Annotated in this window: 24 protein-coding genes; 9 read left to right on the forward strand and 15 right to left on the reverse strand. The window is 61.7% G+C overall.

The window, feature by feature from the left end; genetic code table 11:
• The first annotated feature begins 24 nt into the window (after positions 1-24).
• On the forward strand, positions 25-1,029 hold the full coding sequence (locus tag D7241_RS10880; RefSeq protein ID WP_408101537.1) for a GlxA family transcriptional regulator: 1,005 nt from the start codon (positions 25-27) through the stop codon (positions 1,027-1,029).
• 25 nt (positions 1,030-1,054) lie between these two features.
• Here the strand turns inward: D7241_RS10880 and D7241_RS10885 are convergent, their stop codons facing one another.
• The 3 genes from D7241_RS10885 to D7241_RS10895 all read right to left on the reverse strand — a co-directional run bounded on the left by D7241_RS10885 (position 1,055) and on the right by D7241_RS10895 (position 5,156).
• Entirely contained in the window at positions 1,055-1,741 is a 687-nt protein-coding gene (locus D7241_RS10885) for an NrdJb (protein WP_408101538.1), read from the reverse strand.
• A 62-nt stretch (positions 1,742-1,803) separates the two neighbouring features.
• On the reverse strand, positions 1,804-3,954 hold the full coding sequence (locus D7241_RS10890) for an adenosylcobalamin-dependent ribonucleoside-diphosphate reductase (RefSeq protein WP_408101539.1): 2,151 nt from the start codon (positions 3,952-3,954) through the stop codon (positions 1,804-1,806).
• A 197-nt stretch (positions 3,955-4,151) separates the two neighbouring features.
• On the reverse strand, positions 4,152-5,156 hold the full coding sequence (locus tag D7241_RS10895; RefSeq protein WP_408101540.1) for a zinc ABC transporter substrate-binding protein: 1,005 nt from the start codon (positions 5,154-5,156) through the stop codon (positions 4,152-4,154).
• A gap of 65 nt (positions 5,157-5,221) precedes the next feature.
• Here D7241_RS10895 and zur point away from each other — a divergent pair, with 65 nt between their 5' ends.
• The 4 genes from zur to D7241_RS10915 are packed head-to-tail and all read left to right on the forward strand — an operon-like array spanning position 5,222 to position 7,825.
• Entirely contained in the window at positions 5,222-5,707 is a 486-nt protein-coding gene (gene zur / locus D7241_RS10900) for a zinc uptake transcriptional repressor Zur (protein ID WP_408101541.1), read from the forward strand.
• A complete protein-coding gene (gene znuC / locus D7241_RS10905; RefSeq protein WP_408101542.1) occupies positions 5,704-6,471 on the forward strand; it encodes a zinc ABC transporter ATP-binding protein ZnuC in 768 nt (255 codons plus the stop codon). The genes zur and znuC overlap by 4 nt, the downstream gene beginning before the upstream one ends.
• A 5-nt stretch (positions 6,472-6,476) precedes the next feature.
• Positions 6,477-7,265: a zinc ABC transporter permease subunit ZnuB gene (gene znuB, locus D7241_RS10910; RefSeq protein WP_408101543.1), complete on the forward strand. Its 789-nt coding sequence runs from the start codon at positions 6,477-6,479 to the stop codon at positions 7,263-7,265.
• Positions 7,266-7,324: 59 nt separating this feature from the next.
• Positions 7,325-7,825, forward strand: coding sequence for a YgjP-like metallopeptidase domain-containing protein (locus tag D7241_RS10915; protein WP_408101544.1), 501 nt, complete (start codon positions 7,325-7,327; stop codon positions 7,823-7,825).
• Between the two features lie 71 nt (positions 7,826-7,896).
• On the opposite strand, the gene katE is transcribed toward D7241_RS10915, so the two are convergent.
• Positions 7,897-10,041, reverse strand: coding sequence for a catalase HPII (gene katE / locus D7241_RS10920; RefSeq protein ID WP_408101545.1), 2,145 nt, complete (start codon positions 10,039-10,041; stop codon positions 7,897-7,899).
• A gap of 259 nt (positions 10,042-10,300) precedes the next feature.
• On the opposite strand from katE, the gene D7241_RS10925 reads away from it, so the two are divergent.
• From D7241_RS10925 to D7241_RS10935, 3 genes are all read left to right on the forward strand, one after another.
• Entirely contained in the window at positions 10,301-11,323 is a 1,023-nt protein-coding gene (locus D7241_RS10925) for a methionine ABC transporter ATP-binding protein (protein WP_408101546.1), read from the forward strand.
• The gene (locus tag D7241_RS10930) at positions 11,323-11,988 is read left to right on the forward strand and encodes a methionine ABC transporter permease (protein WP_255979482.1); all 666 of its coding nucleotides are present in this window, start codon (positions 11,323-11,325) and stop codon (positions 11,986-11,988) included. The genes D7241_RS10925 and D7241_RS10930 overlap by 1 nt, the downstream gene beginning before the upstream one ends.
• A 178-nt stretch (positions 11,989-12,166) precedes the next feature.
• Positions 12,167-12,940 carry a MetQ/NlpA family ABC transporter substrate-binding protein gene (locus D7241_RS10935; RefSeq protein WP_408101547.1) on the forward strand — a complete coding sequence of 258 codons (774 nt, stop codon included), beginning with the start codon at positions 12,167-12,169 and terminating at the stop codon, positions 12,938-12,940.
• Positions 12,941-13,058: 118 nt separating this feature from the next.
• On the opposite strand, the gene D7241_RS10940 is transcribed toward D7241_RS10935, so the two are convergent.
• From D7241_RS10940 to D7241_RS10960, 5 genes are read right to left on the reverse strand one after another with little or no spacing between them, the layout of a single operon-like run.
• Positions 13,059-13,691 (reverse strand): SCO family protein, encoded by a 633-nt coding sequence (locus tag D7241_RS10940; protein WP_408101548.1) that lies wholly within the window; start codon positions 13,689-13,691, stop codon positions 13,059-13,061.
• 19 nt (positions 13,692-13,710) lie between these two features.
• Positions 13,711-14,610 (reverse strand): heme o synthase, encoded by a 900-nt coding sequence (gene cyoE / locus D7241_RS10945; protein WP_408101549.1) that lies wholly within the window; start codon positions 14,608-14,610, stop codon positions 13,711-13,713.
• Between the two features lie 17 nt (positions 14,611-14,627).
• On the reverse strand, positions 14,628-15,695 hold the full coding sequence (locus D7241_RS10950) for a COX15/CtaA family protein (RefSeq protein ID WP_408101550.1): 1,068 nt from the start codon (positions 15,693-15,695) through the stop codon (positions 14,628-14,630).
• Between the two features lie 57 nt (positions 15,696-15,752).
• Positions 15,753-16,328: a hypothetical protein gene (locus D7241_RS10955; protein WP_408101551.1), complete on the reverse strand. Its 576-nt coding sequence runs from the start codon at positions 16,326-16,328 to the stop codon at positions 15,753-15,755.
• A 5-nt stretch (positions 16,329-16,333) separates the two neighbouring features.
• Complete coding sequence (locus tag D7241_RS10960) at positions 16,334-17,041, reverse strand: SURF1 family protein (RefSeq protein WP_408102317.1); 708 nt, start codon at positions 17,039-17,041, stop codon at positions 16,334-16,336.
• An 82-nt stretch (positions 17,042-17,123) separates the two neighbouring features.
• On the opposite strand from D7241_RS10960, the gene D7241_RS10965 reads away from it, so the two are divergent.
• Entirely contained in the window at positions 17,124-17,324 is a 201-nt protein-coding gene (locus tag D7241_RS10965) for a twin transmembrane helix small protein (RefSeq protein ID WP_408101552.1), read from the forward strand.
• 108 nt (positions 17,325-17,432) lie between these two features.
• Here the strand turns inward: D7241_RS10965 and D7241_RS10970 are convergent, their stop codons facing one another.
• The 6 genes from D7241_RS10970 to D7241_RS10995 form a co-directional block, all read right to left on the reverse strand.
• Positions 17,433-18,332: a cytochrome c oxidase subunit 3 gene (locus D7241_RS10970; protein WP_408101553.1), complete on the reverse strand. Its 900-nt coding sequence runs from the start codon at positions 18,330-18,332 to the stop codon at positions 17,433-17,435.
• Positions 18,329-18,910: a cytochrome c oxidase assembly protein gene (locus tag D7241_RS10975; RefSeq protein ID WP_408101554.1), complete on the reverse strand. Its 582-nt coding sequence runs from the start codon at positions 18,908-18,910 to the stop codon at positions 18,329-18,331. Before D7241_RS10975 ends, D7241_RS10970 begins: the two co-directional genes overlap by 4 nt.
• 228 nt (positions 18,911-19,138) lie before the next feature.
• Complete coding sequence (gene ctaD / locus D7241_RS10980) at positions 19,139-20,767, reverse strand: cytochrome c oxidase subunit I (protein ID WP_408101555.1); 1,629 nt, start codon at positions 20,765-20,767, stop codon at positions 19,139-19,141.
• A gap of 12 nt (positions 20,768-20,779) precedes the next feature.
• Entirely contained in the window at positions 20,780-21,913 is a 1,134-nt protein-coding gene (coxB, locus tag D7241_RS10985) for a cytochrome c oxidase subunit II (protein WP_408101556.1), read from the reverse strand.
• Positions 21,914-22,139: 226 nt separating this feature from the next.
• Positions 22,140-22,361, reverse strand: coding sequence for a hypothetical protein (locus D7241_RS10990; RefSeq protein ID WP_408102318.1), 222 nt, complete (start codon positions 22,359-22,361; stop codon positions 22,140-22,142).
• A gap of 359 nt (positions 22,362-22,720) precedes the next feature.
• A complete protein-coding gene (locus D7241_RS10995) occupies positions 22,721-23,785 on the reverse strand; it encodes a PA0069 family radical SAM protein (protein WP_408101557.1) in 1,065 nt (354 codons plus the stop codon).
• Between the last annotated feature and the right edge of the window lie 80 nt (positions 23,786-23,865).

Below are 23,865 nucleotides of genomic sequence, written 5' to 3' on the forward strand. Positions count from 1 at the left end.
TGCCGAACAACAACTGCAGCCATAATGGCCAATTTAGACATATTTGGTTCATTTCAAGCCATGTCCAGAACGCTTCGAGTAGGCCTTCTCCTGTTCCCCGGCTGCATGCCAGCCGGACTGCTCGCTTTTGCAGATATGCTGCATGCCGCCAATCGTCGAACCGGCTTACCGCTTTTTGAAGCGCGCTTCATTGCCTTGCAGAGCGGCCCGATTGCATGCGCACATGGCTTGGTTCTGCAAGCAACACATGCCCTCAACGACGGTGCACGCGAAGCCATATTGATACCCGGATTCTGGGCAGAATCAGCACAACATATCGATCAGACACTGGCTGCTAATGCTGACCTCGTGGCCGCCTTATCCAGACAAGGAAAGCGTTGCCAGCTGTGGAGCTACTGTGTGGGTGTTTGCCTGACAGCGGCGAGTGGCCACCTGAACAACCAGTGCGCGACCGTAACCTGGTGGCTGGCTGACACGATGCTCAAGCGTTATCCAAAGATCCGCTGGCAGAGCGAGAAAAATTGCATTTTCAACGAGAGCAACGCCACCGCTACGGGAGTAAACGGCTATCTGCCGATCGCACAGTCGTTGATTGAGCGACACGTCAGTCCCGCGGTTTTTCGCGACCTCATAAAATTGATGGTGCTCCCACGCCCCGCACTGTCGCATGACGCATTTCAGGCCATAAGTCTCATCGAGCAACCCAGCAGGCTGCTGCGTCAGGTTCATGCCCTGGTGGAACGACTGCCAGCCGAACAAATCACCCTGCAAAAGCTGGCGAATGAACTAGGCATGTCCGAACGCACACTGGCGCGCAAGGTGAGAAATGAGACAGGAGTGCCTGCGGCCGCCTATGCACGGCGCATCAAGTTGAGTCAGGTCAGCGAGCGTCTCACCCTGACCTCCACACCGGTCAATACCATCAGCGCGGAGTTGGGTTTTAGCAGCGACTCCAATATGCGGCGAATGTTCAAGGAGCTGACAGCGCTTACTCCGGCAAAGTATCGACAGCGATTTTCTCGCTATTGATATCCCAAGCAACCGCCGCCAACTCTCACCCGCACTTCGAATTCCCGCAGTTCAGACAGGTAGCACAGCCGTCCATTTGCACCACCGCCTGGGTGCTGCACTTGCTGCACAGTTGCGCGCCGGCGGGAAAGCCGTCGCCCGGTTCCAGCGCCGCGGCGCCCTGGCTGGCTTCGTAGGCGGCGCGTTTTTCAGCCAGGTACTTGCGCTGGGTTTCGTCCAGCGACTGGCCTTCGAGCATGCCGATGGCGATGAGATGGCGTTCCACCACGCCGCCGATTTCAGCCACGATGGAAGGCATGTAGACGCCGCCTTTCTTCAGATAGCCGCCACGCGGATCGAAGACCGCTTTCAGCTCCTCCACCAGAAAGGTGCAATCGCCGCCCTTGCGGAACACGGCGGACATGATCCGCGTGAGCGCGACGATCCACTGAAAGTCATCCATGTTCTTCGAGTTGATGAAGATCTCGAATGGCCGGCGCTGTTCATGGGGCGTGCCGGCATTGAGGACCACATCGTTGATAGTGATGAACAGCGCATGCTCGAACAGCGGCGACTTGATCCGGTAGGTGATGCCAATCAGCGCCTCCGGGCGCTGCAGGCTTTCGTCCATCTGCACGACCGAGCCGGCTTTTTCCTCGACGACGACGTGGCGTTCGAGGGCCTCGTCCACCACCTTGAAACCCTTGATGCGCTGCTCGATCTTGATCGCCATGGCTCCCCCGGACTTCAGCGAGGCCAGACACATTGTCAGCCCTCACGCTTGTCGATCCCTAGTCAGTATTTCCCGTAATAACCTTCCTTCAACGCGTCGAACAGGTTGGCGGCGGTGTTCACTTCGCCATCGTATTCGACCTCTTCATTGCCCTTGAGCTCCACCACGCTGCCGTCCTCGAGCGTGAAACGGTAAAGCGTCTTTGCCAGATCCGCTTCTTTCACCAGCACACCCTGAAACGCGGCGGGGTTGAAGCGGAAGGTAGTGCAACCCTTCAGGCCCTGCCGCCAGGCGTAGCGGTAGATGTCCTTGAACGCCTCGAAGGGATAGTCAGTGGGCACGTTGGCCGTCTTGGATATGGATGAGTCGATCCATTTCTGTGCGGCGGCCTGAATGTCTACATGCTGGGTCGGGCTGACGTCATCGGCGGTGATGAAATAGTCCGGCAGCTTGCGCCCCGGATCGACGACGCCCGGCTGCGCTCTGGCGTTGATCCGGCTGCGGTAGGCCAAAAGTTCGTAGCTGAACACCTCCACCTTCTCTTTGGCCTTGCGGCCTGGGCGGATCAGATTGCGTGCATAGTGATGGGCGAAGCTCGGCTCGATGCCATTGGAGGCGTTGTTGGCCAGGCTCAGGCTGATGGTGCCGGTGGGTGCGATGGAGCTGTGGTGGGTGAAGCGCGCGCCCAGCTCGGCCAGCTGTTCGGTCAGTTCGGGCGCGTACTCGGCGATCTTCTGCATATAGCGTGAATACTTGGCGTGCAACACGCGCCCTGCGACCCGATCGCCGATCTGGTAACCGTCTTCCCTCATTTCCGGTCGCTTGCGCAGCATCTCGGCGGTCACTTCGAAGATTTCGGCCAACAGCGGCGCCGGCCCCTTTTCCATCGACAGCTCCAGCGCCTGTTCCCAGCCGACCAGTGCCATCTCCCGCGCGACTTCTTCGGTGAATACGCAGGCCTCGGCGCTGCCATAGCGCAGTTTGAGCAGCGTCAGGGCCGAACCCAGGCCAAGGAAGCCCATGCCGTGGCGCCGCTTGCTCTCGATTTCGTAGCGCTGCTGAGCCAGAGGCAGGCCGTTGATCTCCACCACGTTGTCCAGCATCCGGGTGAACACGCGCACCACTTCACGGTATTTGTCCCAGTCGAAGCGGGCATCGGCGCCGAACGGATCGATAACGAAATGGGTCAAGTTGATCGAGCCCAGCAGGCACGAGCCGTACGGCGGCAATGGCTGTTCGCCACAGGGGTTGGTCGCCCGGATGTCTTCGCACCACCAGTTGTTGTTCAGCTGATTGACCCGGTCGATGAGGATGAAGCCCGGCTCGGCATAGTCGTAAGTGGACACCATGATCATGTCCCACAGATGACGCGCCTTGGCCCGCCCGTAAACCCGGCAAGCGACCAGACCATCCTCCCGGACGATGTAACCCTCATGCACTGGCCATTCGCGCCAGATCACCTGCTGCGGATCGTCCAGGTCCAGTTCGGCCTTTTCCTTGAGATGCAGCGGGAAGAGCAGCGGCCAGTCATCATCGGCTTCGACTGCCTGCATGAACTCGTCGGTGATCAGCAGGCTGAGGTTGAACTGGCGCAGGCGACCGTCCTCGCGCTTGGCGCGGATGAACTCGCGAACATCAGGATGACCGACATCGAAGGTGCCCATTTGCGCGCCGCGTCGGCCACCGGCAGAGCTGACGGTGAAGCACATCTTGTCGAAGATATCCATGAACGACAGCGGGCCACTGGTATGCGCGCCGGCACCGGAGACAAAGGAGCCGCGCGGGCGCAGCGTGCTGAATTCGTAACCGATGCCGCAGCCGGCCTTGAGCGTCAGACCCGCTTCGTGGACCTTGCCGAGGATGTCGTCCATCGAGTCGGTGATGGTGCCGGATACTGTGCAATTGATGGTGGATGTGGCGGGCTTGTAGTCCTGCGCGCCAGCATTGGAAATGATCCGCCCGGCGGGGATGGCACCGTTGCGCAGCGCCCAGAGAAACCGCTGATACCAGTGCTCGCGGGTCTCGCCGGTTTCGACGCCTGCGAGGGCGCGGGCGACCCGCTGCCAAGTGGCGTCAATGTCGGCGTCGACCGCGGTGCCATCCTTGCGGGTCAGGCGGTATTTCTGCGCCCAGATATCTTCCGATGCCGCCTGCAGGGCCATGCTGGAAGTGGTTCCGTTAGCTGCCGCGATGGGCCCCCCCGTCTTCGCCATGCGCCGCGCATCCTCGTGTCGTTGAATAGAACACCAGAACACAAAGCATAGTCACCGATACGAAAAGCACCCACCCACATCCACTTGGCCGACCGGCTACGGCAGAGGCGGGTCGATAGCCGGTTGGCTCGATTCAAGAAACGAGGCGATGCAGTAACCGGCGGAAAAAGCGCCACCGGCATGCGGTTAACGGGTCGTCAGAGCGACTCCAGACATTCAGCGAGCGACGTGCCGAGATTATCGATCAGCCGCTCGTAACCCTCGGCAGTAGCATCGATGCCGTTGCCCATGGCGTCCAGCTCGGCCAGTCTCACCGGCAGTTCTCTAATCAGACTGTCGGCCAGCCGTGGGCGGGTCGGTGGCTCGTGGAATACACAGCTCGGCCCGGCCTGCTCCAGCCGCTGGCGCATTTCGGCCACGTGGCGCGCACCGGGCTGGGCTTCGCCACCGACGCTGAAAACACCGGCGTGCTTGAGGCCGTACGCCGCCTCGAAATAATCGTAGGCTTCATGGAAAACGAAAAAGGGCTTGGCGCTGGTACTGTCTAGGCGCTTATGCAGGCGCTTGTCGAGCGCGCTCAGCCGCTGCTTGAAAGCGGCAAGATTGGCCTGGTAGCGCTGCGCATTGGCCGGATCGATGGCGGCCAAATCCCCGGCCATTTTTTCGGCAATGACCAGCGCGTTGGCCGGTAGCAGCCATAGATGCGCGTCGAGGCTGCCGGGGCGGTGCGCATGGTCGTGCTCGTCATGTTCCGCCGATGCATGCTGTTCGTGGGACTCGTGTTGGTGATCAGCATGCGATTCGTGCGCGTGATCGCCGTGCTCAGCGTGTGCGTCGTGTCCGGATTCAACATGTGTGTCGCCGAAATGGCGCAGGGTCAGGCCCGGCAACGATTGCACGACGAGGCTTGGCCCCTTGCGGCCCTCCAGTACCGGCGCGAGAAAACCCTCCATGTCCGGGCCGATCCAGTAAAACAGGTCGGCGCTACGGATGTGCCGTACGTCGGATGGTCGTAGCGCATAGTGATGGGCGGAAGCGCCGGCAGGGAGCAGCACCGCCGGTTCTCCCACACCATCCTGGACGGCAGCAGCGATCAGCTGCAGAGGTTTGATACTGGTCAGCAAATCCACCTCGGCGCGGGCCGGGGCACTGACGAATAAAGTGATGGTTAGAAGCAGTGGCAACGAAAAAAGACGGTACACAGGCAACACTCGACTGGACTGAATGGGTAACATAATAACGTCTCTCTACAACATCGTCTTTGCATATGCCTAAAACTCCGCTGGCCTGCACGCCCCACGATCATGACCACTGCGTCAGTAACGCGCTGGCCGAAGCCGATACGCTCTGCGCGCGCTCCGGTGTGCGCCTTACCGCGCTGCGCAAACGCGTGCTGGAACTGGTCTGGCAAAGCCACAAGCCGCTCGGCGCTTACGACATTCTTGCCCAACTGACTGAGCAGGATGGCCGCCGCGCCGCGCCGCCGACCGTCTATCGGGCATTGGATTTCCTCTTGGAAAACGGTTTGGTGCATCGCATCGCATCGCTCAACGCTTTCATCGGTTGCAACCATCCGGAACACCCACATCAGGGACAATTCCTGATCTGTCGCAATTGCCATACCGCCATCGAGCTGGAGCACGCGGCCATTAGCGACGCCATCACCAAGGCGGCCGCCAGCGTCGACTTCAGCGTTGAAGGTCATACGGTCGAAGTAGTTGGCCTTTGCGCGCCGTGCCGGAGCGCCGCATGAGCGAGGCGCTGATCCGCCTGGATGACGTCCACGTGCGATTTGCCAAGCAAGCCGTGCTCGAGGGCGCTCAGCTGCAGGTGCATCGCGGCGAGATCGTTACGCTGATCGGGCCCAACGGCGCAGGCAAGACCACACTGGTGCGTGCCGTGCTCGGCTTGCTTCAGCCCGACAGCGGCACGGTCTGGCGCAAACCCAAACTGCGCGTCGGCTATATGCCGCAAAAGCTCCACGTCGATCCTACGCTGCCACTGTCGGTGCTGCGCTTTTTGCGCCTGGTACCCAAAGTGGACCGCGCCAGCGCGCTGACTGCGCTGGCCGAGGTCGGCGCCGAGCATGTTATCGACAGCCCGTTGCAGACCGTCTCTGGCGGCGAAATGCAGCGTGTTTTGCTCGCCCGGGCGCTACTGCGCAAGCCAGAGTTACTGGTGCTGGACGAACCTGTGCAAGGCGTCGACGTGTCCGGCCAGGCCGAACTCTATCGGCTGATCGGCCGTCTGCGGGATCGCTATGGCTGCGGGGTATTGATGGTTTCCCATGATCTGCATCTGGTCATGAGCGCCACCGATCAGGTCGTTTGCCTGAATCGTCATGTTTGCTGCTCGGGCCATCCGGAACAGGTCAGCAACGACCCTGCTTTCGTCGAGCTGTTCGGCCAGGACGCCCGCAGCCTGGCGATTTACCACCACCAGCATGACCACAGCCACGACCTGCACGGCAGCGTGGTGCTCAAACCTCACGTTCACGGCCCCAATTGCAAGCACTAATCAACATGCCAGATTTTCTATTGAACGCCTTGCTCGCCGGCCTGGCCCTGGCACTGGTAGCCGGCCCGCTCGGCTCTTTCGTAGTCTGGCGGCGCATGGCCTATTTTGGCGACACCCTTTCCCATTCAGCGCTGCTTGGTGTCGCATTGGGGCTGATGCTGGAGGTCAATCTCACCCTGGCGGTGATTGTCTGCTGCGTGCTTCTGGCGGTGTTGCTGGTGACCTTGCAACAGCGCCAGCCGCTGGCTTCGGACACCCTGCTTGGCATTCTGGCGCACAGCACTTTGTCGCTGGGTCTGGTTTCGCTGAGTTTCATGCAGGATGTGCGCATCGATCTGATGGGCTACCTGTTCGGTGATTTGCTGGCTGTGAGCCCGACCGATCTCGCCTGGATCGTCGCTGGCAGCGCACTGGTCCTGCTCATGCTGGCGCTGCTGTGGCGGCCGCTGCTGGCGGTCACCGTGCACGAGGAGCTGGCCAGGGTCGAAGGCCTGCCGGTCGCAGGAATCCGTCTGGCGCTGATGCTGCTGATCGCGGTGGTGATTGCGGTGGCGATGAAGATCGTCGGCGTGCTGCTGATTACCTCGCTGTTGATCATCCCCGCCGCGGCTGCCCAGCGTCATGCTCGGACGCCGGAGCAGATGGCCTTCGGCGCCAGTCTGCTGGGCTTGCTGGCGGTGTGCTGTGGATTGGCGCTGTCCTGGTATCAGGACACGCCAGCAGGGCCGTCGATCGTGGTGTCGGCGGCGGGACTGTTCCTACTGAGCTTCGCCTGGCCACGCCGCTCAAACTGAAGCCCGAACGCAGGCGGGTGCAACCCGCCATTTGACGCTAGCCGGTAGAACAAACTGATATGAATCCAACCGCGCCCCTGCGCTATCTCCAGGGCTACCCGGAGGTCCTGCAACAGCAGGTTCGACACCTGATCGCCGAACAGCGCCTGGGCGATTATCTCGCCCAGCGCTATCCCGAGCGCCATCAGATTCAGAGCGACAAGGCGCTGTATGAATTCGTCCAGAAGCTCAGGCAGGCACACCTGAAAAGCGCGCCGGGCGTCGACAAGGTGCTCTACGACAATCGCCTCGACCTGACTCACCGCGCCCTTGGCCTGCACACCGCCGTATCGCGCGTGCAGGGCGGCAAGCTGAAAGCGAAGAAAGAGATCCGCGTCGCCGCGCTGTTCAAGGAGGCGGCACCGCAATTCCTGCAGATGATCGTCGTGCATGAGCTGGCGCACTTGCGCGAGAGCGACCACAACCGCGCTTTCTACAAGCTCTGCGAACACATGATGCCCGGCTATGCGCAAACCGAATTCGACCTGCGCTGCTACCTGCATTGGCGTGAACTCGCTTAACAGCACGCCTCGACAGGCTCAAAAAAAGGCGGGCCGGAATCAACCGGACCGCCTTTTTTACGCTACTGCAATCAAGCCGGCACTTGCTCCGCCGCCGGCTCGCGCGCCCAGATGCGGTGTTGCGCCAGTGCCTGCGCGAACGCCGCAAACACCGTGGTCACATCTGCATCGTCGCCTGTCACCAGGCCGGCATCTTCCGGCAGGTTGAGCGCCGTGAGCAGTTGCCGGGCATCGCCCAGCACTGCGATCGGCTTGAGGTGCTTGTAGGCTTCCAGCAGGTAGTGCTTGGCCACGCCGCTCTTGGCCATGGCCTGCACGCTCTGCGCCCCGCCCGGCACGAAGACCGCGTCGAAAGCAATGGACGGCATGCCGTCCATTGCCGCATCGGGCGTCAGCATCGTGCCGTCGGCGGTCTTGACCGGAGCCGGCGACGGGCCGATCAGCTTGGCCATGGCGCCCTCGTCTGCAAGCTTCTGCTTGAAGGCGTCGATGGCCTTGCCGTCCACGCCGTTGGCGATGAGGATCGCCACCTTGCGCGACTTGATGTTGCCCGGCAGATGATTCATCAGGCTCAGCGCCGGTGAGCTGGCCGGGGTCGGCTGCTTGAGGCTCGCGGTCGGCGCCGTAGGGGGCGTCACACCGATGTTTTCCGCAACCCGGCGCGCCAGCTCCAGATCGATATTGGCGAGAATCTCGTTGACCTGACGCTCGCGGATGAAGACGCGCTCCACCTTGCCCAGCTCGAAGCTGTAGGCACCAATGATGTGCTCCTTTTCCGGGGCGCTCATGCTGTTCCAGAACAGCGTGGCCTGGGAGAAATGGTCTGCGAAAGACGGGCTGCGCTGGCGTACCTTGTGGCCTTCCATGCGTTCCGGATAGCTCTCGAAACCGCCGCCGCTGGCTGCCGGCGGGGTTTCCTTGGGCCAGCCGCTGTCGATGGAGTTGGGCTCGTAGTTGGCGCGGCCCTTGTTGATCGTCTGACGGTGGAAGGCATCACGCTGGTTGTTGTGCACCGGCGCAATCGAACGGTTGATCGGGATTTCGTGGAAGTTCGGCCCGCCGAGGCGCAGCAGCTGGGTGTCGGTGTAGGAAAACAGCCGGCCCTGCAGCAGCGGGTCGTTGGTGAAATCGATGCCCGGCACGATGTGACCGATGTGGAAAGCGGCCTGCTCGGTCTCGGCGAAGAAGTTGTCCGGGTTGCGGTTGAGGGTCATTTTGCCGAGCTTCTGCACCGGCACCAACTCTTCGGGAATGATCTTGGTCGGGTCGAGCAGGTCGAAGTCGAATTTGTGCTCGTCGGCTTCTTCCACGACCTGCACGCCCAGCTCCCACTCGAAGTAGTCGCCCATCTCGATGGACTCCCACAGGTCGCGGCGGTTGAAGTCCGGATCCTTGCCCGCCAGCTTCAGGGTCTCGTCCCAGACCAGCGAGAACGCACCGGCCACCGGCTTCCAGTGGAATTTGACGAAGCGGCTGGTGCCCTCGGCATTGATCAGGCGAAAGGTGTGCACGCCGAAGCCTTCCATGGCGCGCAGGCTGCGGGGGATGCCGCGATCGGACATGGCCCAGATGACCATGTGCGCCGACTCGGGCGTCAGGGAAACGAAATCCCAAAAGCTGTCGTGCGCCGACTGGCCTTGTGGAATCTCGTTGTGCGGCTCGGGTTTGACCGCATGCACGAAGTCGGGAAACTTGATTGCGTCCTGGATGAAAAACACCGGCATGTTGTTGCCAACCAGATCGAAGATGCCCTCGTCGGTGTAGAACTTGGTGGCGAAGCCGCGCACGTCGCGCACGGTATCGGCGGAGCCGCGCGAACCCTGCACGGTGGAAAAGCGCACGAATACCGGTGTTTCCTTGCCCTTGCCGGCGAGGAAGGAGGCCTTGGTCAGCGCGCTATGGTCGTCGTAGCTGACGAATACGCCATGCGCTGCGGAGCCGCGCGCGTGGACGATGCGTTCCGGGATGCGCTCGTGATCGAAGTGCGTCAATTTCTCGCGCATGATGAAGTCTTCGAGCAACGAGGGGCCGCGTGTACCGGCCTTCAGAGTGTTCTGGTTGTCGGCAATCTTCACGCCCTGATTGGTCGTCAGCGCCTCACCGGTGGCGTCACTGCGGGACACCTCGAGGTCATCCAGTTTGGCGTTGTGATTCTTGCGATCGACGGTGTCGGTACCGGCGAGCTCGCTGTGCTTTGGATCTTTCTTGTCCGTCATCTTGGGCCTCGGTTGAGCAGGATGTGCTTAACCGCGAAGGGACCTGGCCGCTCCAGTGCGGCCGGATAGTTGATCGATTCACGGCGTACCGGTTAGTGACCCGTCAAAGCTGTACAAGGTTGCGCGTTCCGATGATTTGCTCGGCCTATCGGCTCAATGGCTTGTCTCAATGACTGCAGCCTCGCTACGCCGTCCGGTTGCAAACGCGTAGAATGCACGCCTTTCGCCGACCATCCCGGCCCACCCACAAGGTTCGCCCGTGATCGAATTTCAGCAAGTCCACAAAACCTATCGGGTCGCCAGCGGCCGCGGCGCTGGTCGTGAAGTGCCTGCGCTCAAGCCGACCGAGCTGACCATCAGCGCCGGTGAGGTGTTCGGCCTGATCGGCCATTCCGGCGCGGGCAAGAGCACCTTGCTGCGCCTGATCAATCGCCTGGAAGAACCGTCCGGCGGACGCATTCTGGTCAATGGCGAAGATGTCACCGCGCTGGATGCCAATGGCCTGCGCCGCTTCCGCCAGCGGGTGGGAATGATCTTTCAGCACTTCAACCTGTTGATGTCCAAGACCGTCTCCGACAACGTCGCCATGCCGCTGCGTCTGGCGGGCAACCATTCGCGCAGCGAGATCGACGACCGCGTCGCTGCCCTGCTTGAGCGCGTCGGCCTGAAAGACCAGGCGCGCAAGTATCCAGCGCAACTTTCCGGCGGTCAGAAGCAGCGCGTCGGCATTGCCCGCGCGCTGGCTACCGAGCCGGACATCCTGCTCTGCGACGAGGCCACCAGCGCCCTCGACCCGCAGACCACCGCCTCGGTGCTGCAGCTGTTGGCGGAAATTAACCGCGAGCTGAAGTTGACCATTGTGCTCATCACTCACGAGATGGACGTGATTCGTCGCGTCTGCGACCGCGTCGCCGTGATGGATGGCGGAGAGATCGTCGAGCAGGGGCTGGTCACCGAAGTGTTCCTGCATCCCAAACATCCCACTACACAGCGCTTCGTGCTTGAGGACGAAGCCGTCGACGAGGGCGAACAGCGTGACGATTTCGCCCACGTTCCCGGCCGCATCCTGCGCCTGACCTTCCAGGGCGAAGCCACCTACAAGCCGCTGCTAGGCACCGTCGCGCGGGAAACCGGGGTCGACTTCAGCATCCTCTCGGGGCGCATCGACCGCATCAAGGACACGCCCTATGGCCAACTGACCCTGGCCTTGGTCGGCGGCGACATGGCAGCCGCGCTGGCCCGTCTGGATGCTGCTGACGTTCACGTGGAGGTGGTGCGCTGATGGAAGCCTTGCTGACAAACGTTGACTGGTACGAGATCTGGCTGGCAACGCTGGACACGCTGCTGATGCTCGGCGGCTCGCTGCTGTTCACCATTGTTCTCGGCCTGCCGCTGGGCGTGCTGCTATTCCTTAGCGGCCCGCGCCAGCTGTTCGAAAACCGCCCGCTGTACGCCTTCCTCTCGTTCGTGGTGAACGTGCTGCGATCGCTGCCGTTCATCATCCTGTTGATCGTGATGATTCCTTTCACGGTGCTGATCACCGGTACTTCGCTGGGCGTTGCCGGGGCGATTCCGCCGCTGGTGGTGGGCGCTGCACCGTTCTTTGCGCGCCTGGTGGAAACCGCATTGCGCGAAGTGGACCGCGGCATCATCGAGGCGACTCAGGCGATGGGCGCCACGACTCGGCAGATCATCTTCAGCGCGCTGCTACCTGAAGCGCGTCCGGGAATCATCGCCGCCATTACCGTTACGGCAATCACCCTGGTGTCCTACACCGCCATGGCTGGTGTGGTGGGCGCCGGCGGGCTCGGCGACCTGGCAATCCGCTTCGGCTACCAGCGCTTCCAGACCGACGTCATGGTGGTCACCGTAATCCTGCTGTTGGTGCTGGTGCAGGTGCTGCAGAGCGTCGGAGACAAGCTGGTGACGCATTTTTCCCGCAAATAACTGCCTAACCGGCAAGAAACTACTGCGCTCCGCTATGCAGCGTTGAAATAAGCTGAAAAATGCTCATTTACATACGTAAACTCCGCTTTTTCAGCTTATTTCGCCTTGCCTAGCCATCGCTCGCTACGTTTCTAACAACAGATGTTCGGCGTGTGTCGTCGACCCCAAGGAGCCTTCCATGAAAAAACTGCTTGCCGCCTTCGCCGCTGTTGCGGCCTTTTCCGCCCAGGCCGCTGACGAACTGAACGTCGCCGCCACCGCCGTCCCGCACGCGGAAATTCTCGAATTCGTCAAACCGCAACTTGCCGAGCAAGGCGTGGAGCTGAACGTAAAAGTCTTCACCGACTACGTGCAGCCGAACATCCAGGTTTCCGAGGAGCGTCTGGACGCCAACTTCTTTCAGCACCAGCCGTACCTGGACGAATTCAACAAGGGCAAGGGTACCGAGCTGGTCAGCGTCGTCGGCGTACATATCGAGCCCTTCGGTGCCTATTCCAGCAAGCTGAAGTCACTGGACGAGCTACCAAATGGCGCCACCGTGGTCATCCCCAACGACGCCACCAATGGCGGTCGCGCCCTGCTGCTGCTGCAGAAAGCCGGCGTGATCACCCTGAAAGAAGGCGCCGGCATCACCGCCACGCCGAGGGATATCGCCGAAAACCCGAAGAACATCAAGATCCGCGAACTGGAAGCCGCGACCCTGCCGCGCGTCCTGACCCAGGTCGACCTGGCGCTGATCAATACCAACTACGCGTTGGAAGCCAAACTCAACCCCACCGAAGATGCCCTGATCATCGAAGGCAGCGACTCGCCCTACGTGAACATCCTCGTCGCCCGTCCAGACAACAAGGACAGCGCCGCCATGCAGAAGCTGGTAAAGGCGCTGCACAGCGACGCAGTGAAGCAGTTCATCAAAGAGAAGTACAAGGGCGCGGTCGTACCGGCGTTCTAAGTCTTTGCAGACAGCTGGCGGCAACAGCCGTCAGCCCCGCCACGAAAAGACCCGCGATATGCGGGCCTTTTCGTTTAAGCCGATAGGACGAGCCGTGCAGGTGAGGATCGCCGCGCCGTTACTTCTGCGCGAGCACTACGGGCAATTGCTCGGCAAGTTTCTCGGGGCGCAGCGGGGCGCGGATAAAGCCGCGTAGGCGACCATCGGGGCCGATGAGTGCAAGGTTGCCGCCGTGATCGACGGTGTAGTTTTCCTTCGAGGTATCGGCCGGGATGAACGGGACACCGACGGCGTTGGCCAAGGTCTGGATGTCATCCAGCGGGCCGGTCAGACCGATAAAGTTGGCGCCGAAATAGTCCAGATACTTTTTCAACTGTTCCGGGGTGTCACGCTCGGGATCGACGCTGACCAGGATCGGCTGCATTCGCTGTTTCGCTTCTTCGGGCAGTTTGCTGCGCAGCTGCCGCAGTTCCGCGAGGGTTGCGGGGCAGATGTCCGGGCAGAACGTATAGCCGAAGAACAGGAGGTTCCAGCGCCCTTCGAGCTGCTCCATCGATACCGATTCGCCGTCCTGGTTGGTCAGCGTCAGGTCTGGCACATCACGCCCCTGCGGCAGCATGACGATGCCTGCATCCAGCAGCTCGGCAGTATCGAGCTGTTGCTCGGTATTGAGCACCTTGTAAACCGTCAGGCCGATGACCAGCGCAACCAACGCTACGAGAATGAATACGGTTTTCTGGATGCGTGTCATGAAGGTCCTTGGCGGCTGGCTAGATGTTCAGCAGCAGATAATGATCAACCAGCAGCGCGATGAACAGCGCGAAGAGATACCAGATGCTGAATTTGAAGGTCTTGATGGCCGCATAAGGCCGGCTGTCGCGGTAAAGCACGACAGCCCAGAACAGGAAGCGTGCACCCAACAGAACGGCCGCTGCCAGATAGAGCGGGCCGCTCATGTGAATGGCGAACGGCATGAAGCTCACGGCCAGCAGCACGGCGGTATAGAGCAGGATGTGCACCTTGGTGTAGTGCTCGCCGTGGGTCACCGGCAGCATGGGCACGTTGACCTTGGCGTATTCGGCCTTGCGGTGGATCGCCAGAGCCCAGAAGTGCGGCGGCGTCCAGGCGAAGATGATCAGCACCAGCAGCAGCGGCTCGGCAGTAATCTGGCCGGTCACCGCGACCCAGCCGAGCAGCGGCGGCGCAGCGCCGGCCAACCCGCCGATGACGATGTTCTGCGGCGTGGCGCGTTTGAGAAAACCGGTGTAGATCACCGCATAGCCGATCAGCGAAGCCAACGTCAGCCAGGCCGCAAGTGCGTTCGTGAAGGCGAGTAACAAGCCCATGCCAGCCACGCTGAGAAATAGCGCGAACAGCAGCGCGGCAGCAGGCGAGACTCGCCCTTCGGCCAGCGGTCGTTTGTGGGTCCGCGCCATGACCGAATCGATGCGGCGGTCCACCACATGGTTGACTGCCGCCGCACCACCAGCACAGAGCGCGATCCCGAGATTGCCGAATAGCAGCACAGTCCAGGGCACGCCGGCGCGGGTGGCGAGGAACATGCCCACCAGTGAGGTGATGAGCATCAGCAGCACCACTTTCGGCTTGGTCAGCTCGAGATAATCGCGCCAGCTTGCCTGGGCGCCGCGTTCGCTGAGTAGAGTCGCCATGGGGATTCTCCTTCTGGTCAAGCGCGGGGCAGGTCGAGCCCGCCCGTGGTGTTCGAATGGGTTCGTGGCGTCGCGTGCGGCTGAGCCATGGCATGAGGCCGGTGCGCCACGTAGAGGCGATGGTTGACCAACACGCAGACCAGCAGCAGCAGCGCGCCACCGGCGTTGTGGGCGACGGCCACTGCCAGTGGCAGATTGAGCAGTACGTTGCTGATACCCAGCCCGACTTGCAGCACCAGCGCCCCCAACAACAGCCCGGCCAGACGCCCCAGGCCGTGGCGCCAGAGCTGCCAGGCGAGTGCCAGCAGCACCAACGCCACGCTCAACGCGCCAAGACGGTGGGTGACATGGATAGCGGTGCGCGCCTCGCCGTAAAGCATGCCGCCAAGGTAGTTCGGGCCGATGTCATGCTGGGCCAGATTGAAGGCATTAGCGAAATCCATCTGCGGCCACCATTCGCCGTGGCATGTAGGGAAATCAGTGCACGCGACCGCCGCATAGTTGCTGCTGACCCAGCCGCCAAGGGTGATCTGACCGATCACCAACAACAGCGCACCGGCGGCCAGCGCGCGCAGCCTGGCCGGCATCACGGGCACGTCGATGCGCATGCCCGACAACCGCAGGCTCAGCAGAAACAGCAAGCTCAAAGTGGTGAAGCCGCCAAGCAGATGTGCAGTAACCACTTGTGGCCAGAGTTGCAGGGTGACCGTCCACATACCGAACGCGGCCTGGGCGATTACGACCGCCAGTAGCAACAGGGGGAGCTTTAACGGCTGGCCCGGCTGCGCGCGCCGCCGCACCGCTTGTACGGCAAGCCCGAGAATCACCAGTCCCAGCGCTCCTGCGAAGTAACGGTGCACCATCTCGTTCCAGCCCTTATGCACCTCCAACGGCGCTTCGGGAAAACGCAGCGCGGCGAGGCTCTGTTTGTGCTCGCTCATTGGCACGCTAAGGAAGCCATAGCAGCCGGGCCAATCAGGGCAGCCGAGCCCGGCATGGGTCAGCCGCGTATAGGCACCGAGCAGGACCACCACAACGGCCAAAAGCGTGGCGGCGAGAGCGAGACGGTATCCGGGTTTTGCCATCTTGTTCTCCTTGGGCAGCCTGGTTGGGACTACAGCGAGGCGGCCTAGTGCCTTGGTTCAGCCGATTTGGGAGATTTTCAACAAGTGCTTCAGGTCGTCGAGGATGGCCTTGCCGTTGGCTTTCGCGTCGTAGCGCAGGACCAGATTGCCGTGCGGATCGACGATCCACAGCTGCGCGCCGCGGGGTGCCTCGGGGTGACGGCCATATACTGCTGGGTCCAGGGAATAGCGCTGCAGTTGCGGATATTCACGCTGAAGACGCTGATCGTAATCTGCGGTCAGCGCCTGCCCGCTGGCGAGCGCATGACTGGCGCGTCCGGCTTCACGCGCCAGGCCGATGTTGATCTGCCGCGCCAGATAGACGAGTTGCTGGCAATCTTCGGCGCAGCCTTCCGGCGCCGTAACCAGCAGCTCCCAGCGCGCTTCGGCCGCTGCCGGCACGGTCACGCCGAGCGCATCGCGGCCCTGGCCGGTTGCGACCAGAGCGCCATCGTAGGTTCGGGTTTCCGGCACCCAGAAATTGAAACGGTACATCGCCGAGGCCAGCAGCATGGGGCCGATCACCACGGCCAGGATCAGCAGCAGCTGAAGCCGCCCGCGACGCCGTTGGGCAGGATAGATCGTCGGATTCATCGCATTCACTGCTTGCCCCCCCGTGCCTGATGCACGCCGAAGTAAATGAACAACGCCAGCAACGCTGCCGCCAGCGCAAACCACTGCACGGCGTAACCCAGATGCTGCTGCGGACGCATACTGGTGATCGGCCAGTCGGCGCGGTAGGCCGTCGGGCCCGGCTCCAGCCGTAACTCGTAGGCGACACCGTCGCGGCCGAGCAACTGCCAAAGCGCCTCGACATCGACGTGATTGATCAACCGTGGCCAACCCTCCGCCATTCGGCTATTGAGAATGAAGGGCTTTCCGCTGGGTGCGTAGGTCCAGGCAGCCAGCTTCAGCGGGCGATCCGGCGTGTCGAATTTCGGTGGGATTCGCCGATCCGGCCAAGGTATCCAGCCACGATTCACCAAGACCCAGCGACCGCTGGGCTGATCCTGAAAGGGTTGCAATAGCTCGACACCGACCTGTCCGTCGCGCGTGCGGCTGTCCAGCAGAAAGCTGTGCTCGGAATCGAAGCTGCCCTGCAAATGGATTCGACTGTAGGCGGGATCGGCAAGCTGTTCGATCTGCTCGGGCCCCACGGGCGCGGCCTGTTGGCGAGCCTCCTGGCGCGCCAGCATGTCGCGCTTCTGCTCCCCGCGCTCCAGCTGCCAAAAGCCCAGCCAGACCAGCACCGGTAGCAAGGTCAGCACCACCAACGTTGGCACCAGACCGGGTTTGAAGCCGTTCATGCCATGCCCTGCGGCGTATCGATCCGGCTGGCTATACTGCACCCCCACTTCCCCCAGTTCACCTGTCACGGCGGACCCGCTCATGCTCAAGGCGGCGATTGTTCTGTTATTAGTAGCCACGCTGGTCAGTCTGTTCAGTGGTTTGTTCTTTCTGGTCAAGGACGAAGGTCGTTCGTCTCGCATGGTCACTGCACTATTCGTTCGCGTCTCGCTCTCGGCCCTGACGATTGCGCTGATCGCCTGGGGTTTCTATACCGGCCAGTTGCGGCCGGGGTTCGGTTAAGACATATCGGCAAAACACCATGATGGGTTTCTTCCCATCGTACGAACCCTGACCACTGTTGCGACCGTCGGCGCTCTGCGCGAATAGCCGCCAGCCCTGATCCCGGTGCTACAGCACATAAACGAAGATGAACAGGCCGATCCACACCACGTCGACAAAATGCCAGTACCACGCCGCGGCCTCGAAACCGAAGTGCTGCTCAGGCGTAAAGTGGCCGCGAAAGCTGCGTACCAGCATTACCGTCAGAATAATTGCGCCCATCGTCACGTGAGCGCCGTGAAAGCCAGTGAGCATGAAGAAGGTTGCGCCGTAGATGCCCGAGCCAAGCGTCAGCCCGAGTTCGGTATAAGCGTGCACGTATTCCTCAACTTGCAGGGCTAGAAACGAGGCGCCGAGGAGCACGGTCAAACCCAGCCCCAGCTTGAGGTGCTTGCGATTTCCCTTGCGCAGTGCGTGATGCGCCCAGGTCACGGTAAAGCTGGAGCTGACCAGCAAGAGGGTGTTGATCAACGGCAATCCCCAAGGACTGATGGTGCCTTCAGGCGCTGGATAGAGCTGGGGATCCGGGTTGTTCAGCAGCGGCCAGGTGTATTCGAAATTGGGCCAGAGCATGTTGCTGACGCCTTTGTCGCCACCGCCACCGAGCCAGGGACCCGCCCAATAGCGGACGTAGAAAAGAACGCCGAAAAAGGCAAGAAAGAACATCACCTCAGAGAAGATGAACCAGCTCATGCCCCAGCGGAACGAGCGATCCATCTGCGCGCTGTAGAGCCCGGCACGGCCCTCGCGCACTACCGAGCCGAACCAGCCGAACATCATGTAGGCGATCAGCAACGCGCCGATGAAGAAGATCAGCGGGCCATTGGATTCTGCGCGCTCGGCCTTGAGGTCGTTGAACCAGCTGCCGAGGCCATAAACAGTGACCAATAGCGCGATCGTGGCGATGATCGGCCATTTGCTCTGGGCTGGAACGTAGTAATTCTCGTGCGTGGTGGTCTGTTGGCTCATTGCAGACTCTCCTTCGCCGCCACCGCGGACGCCTGATCAACGACGGCGACAGGGGGTTGGCGAGACGTGATGTCGAACAGGGTGTAGGCGAGCGTCAGGTGACGCACGTCGGCGGGCAGATCACGATCGACGATGAAGCGCACCGGCATCTCGATGCGTTCACCGGGTTGCAGCACTTGCTGGGTAAAGCAGAAGCACTCGGTTTTGTGAAAAAAAGCAGCCGCCTTGGATGGCGACACACTGGGCACCGCCTGCGCCGTCATCGGCTTGTCGGTGGGGTTGTAGGCAACGAAGCGCATTTCCCGGCTGGAACCGGGGTTCACGCTGATCTGATCGGCCACGGGCTTGAATTCCCAGACCATTCCCGCGGCATTGGTGGCAAGGAACTGCACCCGCACCTGGCGAGCCTCGTCCACCGTCTGCGTACCCTCGTAGGCGCCAGCAGTCTTGCCGTTAATGCCGAATGCCTTGCACATCACGTCGTAGATCGGCACCAGAGCGAAGCCGAAAGCGAACATTGCTACGACGATGAGCAGCAGACGGCGCACCAAGCGGGCGGTGGGCAGGGAATCGCTCATCGCATCGTCCTCGCATTGGGCCGTTTACCGAGCAAAACGGGCTTCGGCTTGGCACTCTTGCACTGGTGGGCTGAAGCCCACCCTACTCGGCTCGAAGTATGAATCTTCTGTAGGGTGGGCTGCAGCCCACCACCGTAGCCAGCAGCCAACTCCCGAGCAGCCGCAGCGCACGTCATTGAAGCCACCGTTCGTCCAGCTTCCGGCCTACAGCCTTCAACGGCCCTAACGCTACTCATGTTTCGGCCCCGTGCGGTGCTCGTGCAGTTCCTCCACGCTCGGCGGCACGCTGAAGGTATGGTAGGGCGCGGGCGATGGCACGCTCCACTCCAGTCCCTCGGCACCGTCCCAGGGTTTGGCCGCAGCAGCCGGGCCGCCGCGGATGCACTTGATGACGATGAACAAGAACAAGAGCTGAGTGGTACCGAACATGAAGGCGCCGATGCTCGAGACCATGTTGAAGTTGGCGAACATCATGTTGTAGTCGGGGATCCGTCGCGGCATGCCGGCCAGCCCGACGAAGTGCATCGGGAAGAACGCCAGGTTCATGCCGATGAAACTCATCCAGAAATGCAGCTTGGCCAACGTCTCGTCGTACATGTGCCCGGTCCACTTGGGCAGCCAATAGTAGGCCGAGGCGAAGATGCCGAAGATCGCACCGGGCACCAGCACATAATGGAAGTGCGCCACCACGAAATAGGTGTCGTGGTACTGGAAGTCCGCCGGGGCGATGGCCAGCATCAACCCGGAGAAGCCGCCGATGCTGAACAGGATGACGAAGGCCACGGCGAACAGCATCGGCGTCTCGAAGGTCAACGAGCCACGCCACATGGTCGAGACCCAGTTGAACACCTTCACTCCGGTCGGCACTGCAATCAGCATGGTCGCGTACATGAAGAACAGCTCGCCGGTCAGCGGGATGCCGACGGTGAACATGTGGTGCGACCAGACGATGAACGAGAGGAAGGCGATAGCGCCGGTGGCGTAAACCATCGAGGTGTAGCCGAACAGCGGCTTGCGGCTGAATGCCGGGATAATCGAGCTGACCGCACCGAACGCCGGCAGGATCATGATGTACACCTCGGGATGGCCGAAGAACCAGAACACATGCTGGAACAGCACCGGGTCGCCACCGCCCGCCGCACTGAAGAAACTGGTGCCGAAGTGGATGTCCATCAGCATCATGGTTACCACCCCAGCCAGCACCGGCATCACTGCGATCAGCAGGAAGGCGGTGATCAGCCAGGTCCAGACGAACAGCGGCATCTTCATCAACGTCATGCCTGGCGCGCGCAGGTTGAGGATGGTGGCGACCACGTTGATCGCGCCCATGATCGAGCTGATGCCCATCAGGTGGATGGCGAAGATGAAAAAGGTCACCGACTCAGGCGCATACGTGGTCGATAGCGGTGCATAGAAGGTCCAGCCGAAATTCGGCCCGCCGCCCTCCATGAAGAGAGTCGAAACCAGCAGACCAAAGGCTGCGGGCAACAGCCAGAAGCTGAAGTTGTTCATCCGCGGCAAGGCCATGTCCGGCGCGCCGATCATCAGCGGAATCATCCAGTTGGCCAGGCCGACGAACGCGGGCATCACCGCGCCGAAGACCATGATCAGCCCGTGCATGGTCGTCATCTGGTTGAAGAATTCCGGCTGCACAATTTGCAGGCCTGGCTGGAACAGCTCGGCGCGGATGACCATGGCCATCGAACCGCCCAGCAAGAAGGCGCAGAAGCTGAACCACAGGTACATCGAGCCGATGTCCTTGTGGTTGGTGGTCAGCACCCAGCGCATGAGGCCCTTGGCTGGGCCGTGGTGATGGTCATGCCCGACATGACCATGATCGTCGATCACTGCACTCATCGCCTGATCCTCTTACTGGGTGGCTTCTTCGGCCTGTTTGAAGACGAGCACGTCTTTCGGCGTGACCATGTCGCCCTTGTCGTTGCCCCACGCGTTGCGTTCGTAGGTCACCACCGCAGCGAGATCGACCTCCGACAGCTGCGGCCCGAAAGCTGGCATCGAAGTACCCGGCGAACCTTTAACGACGATGCTGATGTGGTCTTCCACTTCGCCAGTGGCGATGGGAGAGCCTTTGAGCGCCGGGAACATCGGTGGCAGGCCTTCACCGGTCGGCTGGTGGCAGGACGCGCAGTTGGTCTGGTAAACCGTCTCGCCGCGGGCGACCAGCTCTTCGAGCGTCCATTCCTTGCTGGTCAGCTCGGCGAGTTTGGCCGCCTCGGCCTTCTTCTCGCCCAACCAGGCGGCGTAGTCTTCCTGCGACTTCACATCCACGACCACCGGCATGAAGCCGTGGTCCTTTCCGCACAGTTCGGTGCACTGGCCGCGGTAGATGCCGGGCTCGTCGATGCGGGTCCAGGATTCGTTGATGAAGCCGGGGATCGCGTCCTTTTTCACTGCCAGGTCTGGCACCCACCAGGAATGAATGACGTCCGCCGAGGTGATCAGGAAGCGCACCTTGGCGCCGACCGGAATCACCAGCGGTTGATCTACCTCAAGCAGGTAGTGCTCGCCCTTGGGCGCAAGGTTGTTGATCTGGTCGCGCGGCGTGGTGAGGTTGCTGAAGAACTCGACATCCTCGCCCAGGTATTTGTAGTGCCACTTCCACTGATAGCCGGTGACCTGGATATCGACGTCCGATTCGGACGCGTCGTAGATGTGGATCAGCGTACGGGTCGCTGGCACTGCCATGCCGACAAGGATCAGCAGCGGAATGATGGTCCAGAGCACCTCGACCTTGGTGTTCTCGTGGAAGTGCGCCGACTCCAGCCGCTTGGAGCGGCGATGAGCGAACATCGACCAGAACATCACCGCGAACACCAGAACGCCGATGATCACACAGATCCAGAAGATGGTCATGTGCAGATCGAAAACGGAGCGACTGACTTCTGTGGCACCGGAGCGCATATTCACGTCCCAGGCCGCCTGGGCCTGATTGAATAGCGACCACAGCCCAATCCCCATCCAGACTCGTGGATGTCGCGACATTGCGGGTTCCCCTTATGGTTCTTGTTATCCCGCCGACTGCTTCGGTCCGGTCGCGAACGAGCAACACGCTCGGTTCAACGACCTGATCAGGCTCCGATCTGGCTCCCCCCAATTCCTGGTTGCCAGGCTTCGCTTTGCATGGACAGTCGGATTCAATCGGTACGCTTACGAACGGAGTATAGACAGCGATCCCGGACTGGCAATTTCGTCAGATTCTCCATCGGGTTCAGGCACTGGCTTCGGCTTCTGCGGGGTGATCGTTCTTCTTCACACCGCGAATATTCATCAGTGCCAGACACACCTGCAGCGTGATCAGCGCCCATGCTTGAGCGTGCCAACCCCAAATCACCCAAAGCAGGTTGCTCAGCAGAAAGCACCAGAAGCCCACCGTGCGACGGCCCGGTTTCAGCGAGCCGATCAGCCACGCCGCCAGAACCGTGACCACCATTGCCGGCCATTGCAGAAAATCGATCCAGTCCACGATACCTCCGGTGCGGGAATACAGGGATTGGTGCGGCGGCCGCCGGGGATAGTTCCTGCGTGGGCCCGCTTGCCGACGGGCGCGAGGGCCATGCGGGCCGACCGACGCTCAGTCCCGTAGGGTGGGCTTTAGCCCACCGAAGATGTTTCGCTACCGAGAGGCGATACCCTCCGGCATGAGCCTGGAGACGCTCTGCTCTGGCGCATTGACAGGCCCGGCGCCAAGTTTCGCTGGACTGAAGCGGAGCGCCGCCCGGCCCACCCTACGAATGCCTGGCAGGCGGGCGCGATGGACGTGCGGGGGTCCCACCCATTCGCCGCGGCAGCTCAAAGCAGATTCATCTGCTGTCCCGGCGGGGCGAAACGGCTGCAGTCAAGGCCGTAGTTTTGGTCGCGGCGGTTGTAGCCCAGCCGCTTGCAGGCTAGCTGGAAGCGCTGGGCGAGCAGCTGCGCGAACTGCCCTTCGCCGCGCATGCGACTGCCGAAGCGGCTGTCGTAGTCCTTACCGCCACGCGATTGCCGCACCAGGCTCATGACATGGGCGGCACGCTGCGGGAAGTGCTCTTGCAGCCACTCATCGAACAGCGTTGCGACTTCATGGGGCAGCCGCAGCAGCACATAGCCGGCCGAGCGCGCGCCGGCTTCCCGTGCGGCTTCGAGCATGCGCTCCAGCTCCATGTCGTTGATCATCGGAATCATCGGCGCGCACATCACGCTGACCGGCACGCCCGCTTCGTGCAGGGTGCGCAATACCCGCAGCCGCGCCGAGGGCGACGCCGCGCGTGGCTCCATGACGCGTTTGAGCTCGTCGTCCAGGGTGGTCAGGCTGACCGAGACACTGACCAGCCGCTGTTCGGCCAGCGGCACCAGCAGATCAAGATCGCGCAACACCAGCGAGCCCTTGGTGATGATGTGCACCGGGTGCTTGAAGCGCAGCAGGATCTCCAGCGCCTGGCGTGTCAGTCGCTGCTCGCGCTCCAGCGGTTGATAGGCATCGGTGTTGACTCCTAGCGCAATGGGCTGCGGCACGTAGCCGGGCTTGCTCAGCTCCTGCTCCAGGCGCTCGGCAAGGTTGGTCTTGGCGATCAGGCGGGTCTCGAAATCGATCCCCGGCGACATATCCCAATACGCATGGCTGGGCCGCGCGAAGCAGTAGATGCAGCCGTGTTCGCAACCACGATAGGGATTTACCGAACGATCGAAACCAACGTCCGGCGACTGGTTGCGGGTGAGCACGCTCTTCGCTGTCTCGAAACGCACCTCGGTGGCGCGGGTCGGCGGTACGTCCTGCTCCCAGCCGTCGTCATACGCCTCGCTGCGGGTAGGGGCGAAACGATTGTCAGGATTGATCGCGGTGCCGCGGCCGCGCGGCGTGCTTTTCGGCGGCAACATGGGAGACTCCAATAGCTGTATATAGATACAGTATCAGACCCGAGCGATTCATCGCCAACCCGCCATGCCCGCCCGTCGCC

This window comes from Stutzerimonas sp. VN223-3 (assembly GCF_045999685.1).
GTDB lineage: Bacteria > Pseudomonadota > Gammaproteobacteria > Pseudomonadales > Pseudomonadaceae > Stutzerimonas > Stutzerimonas stutzeri_AR.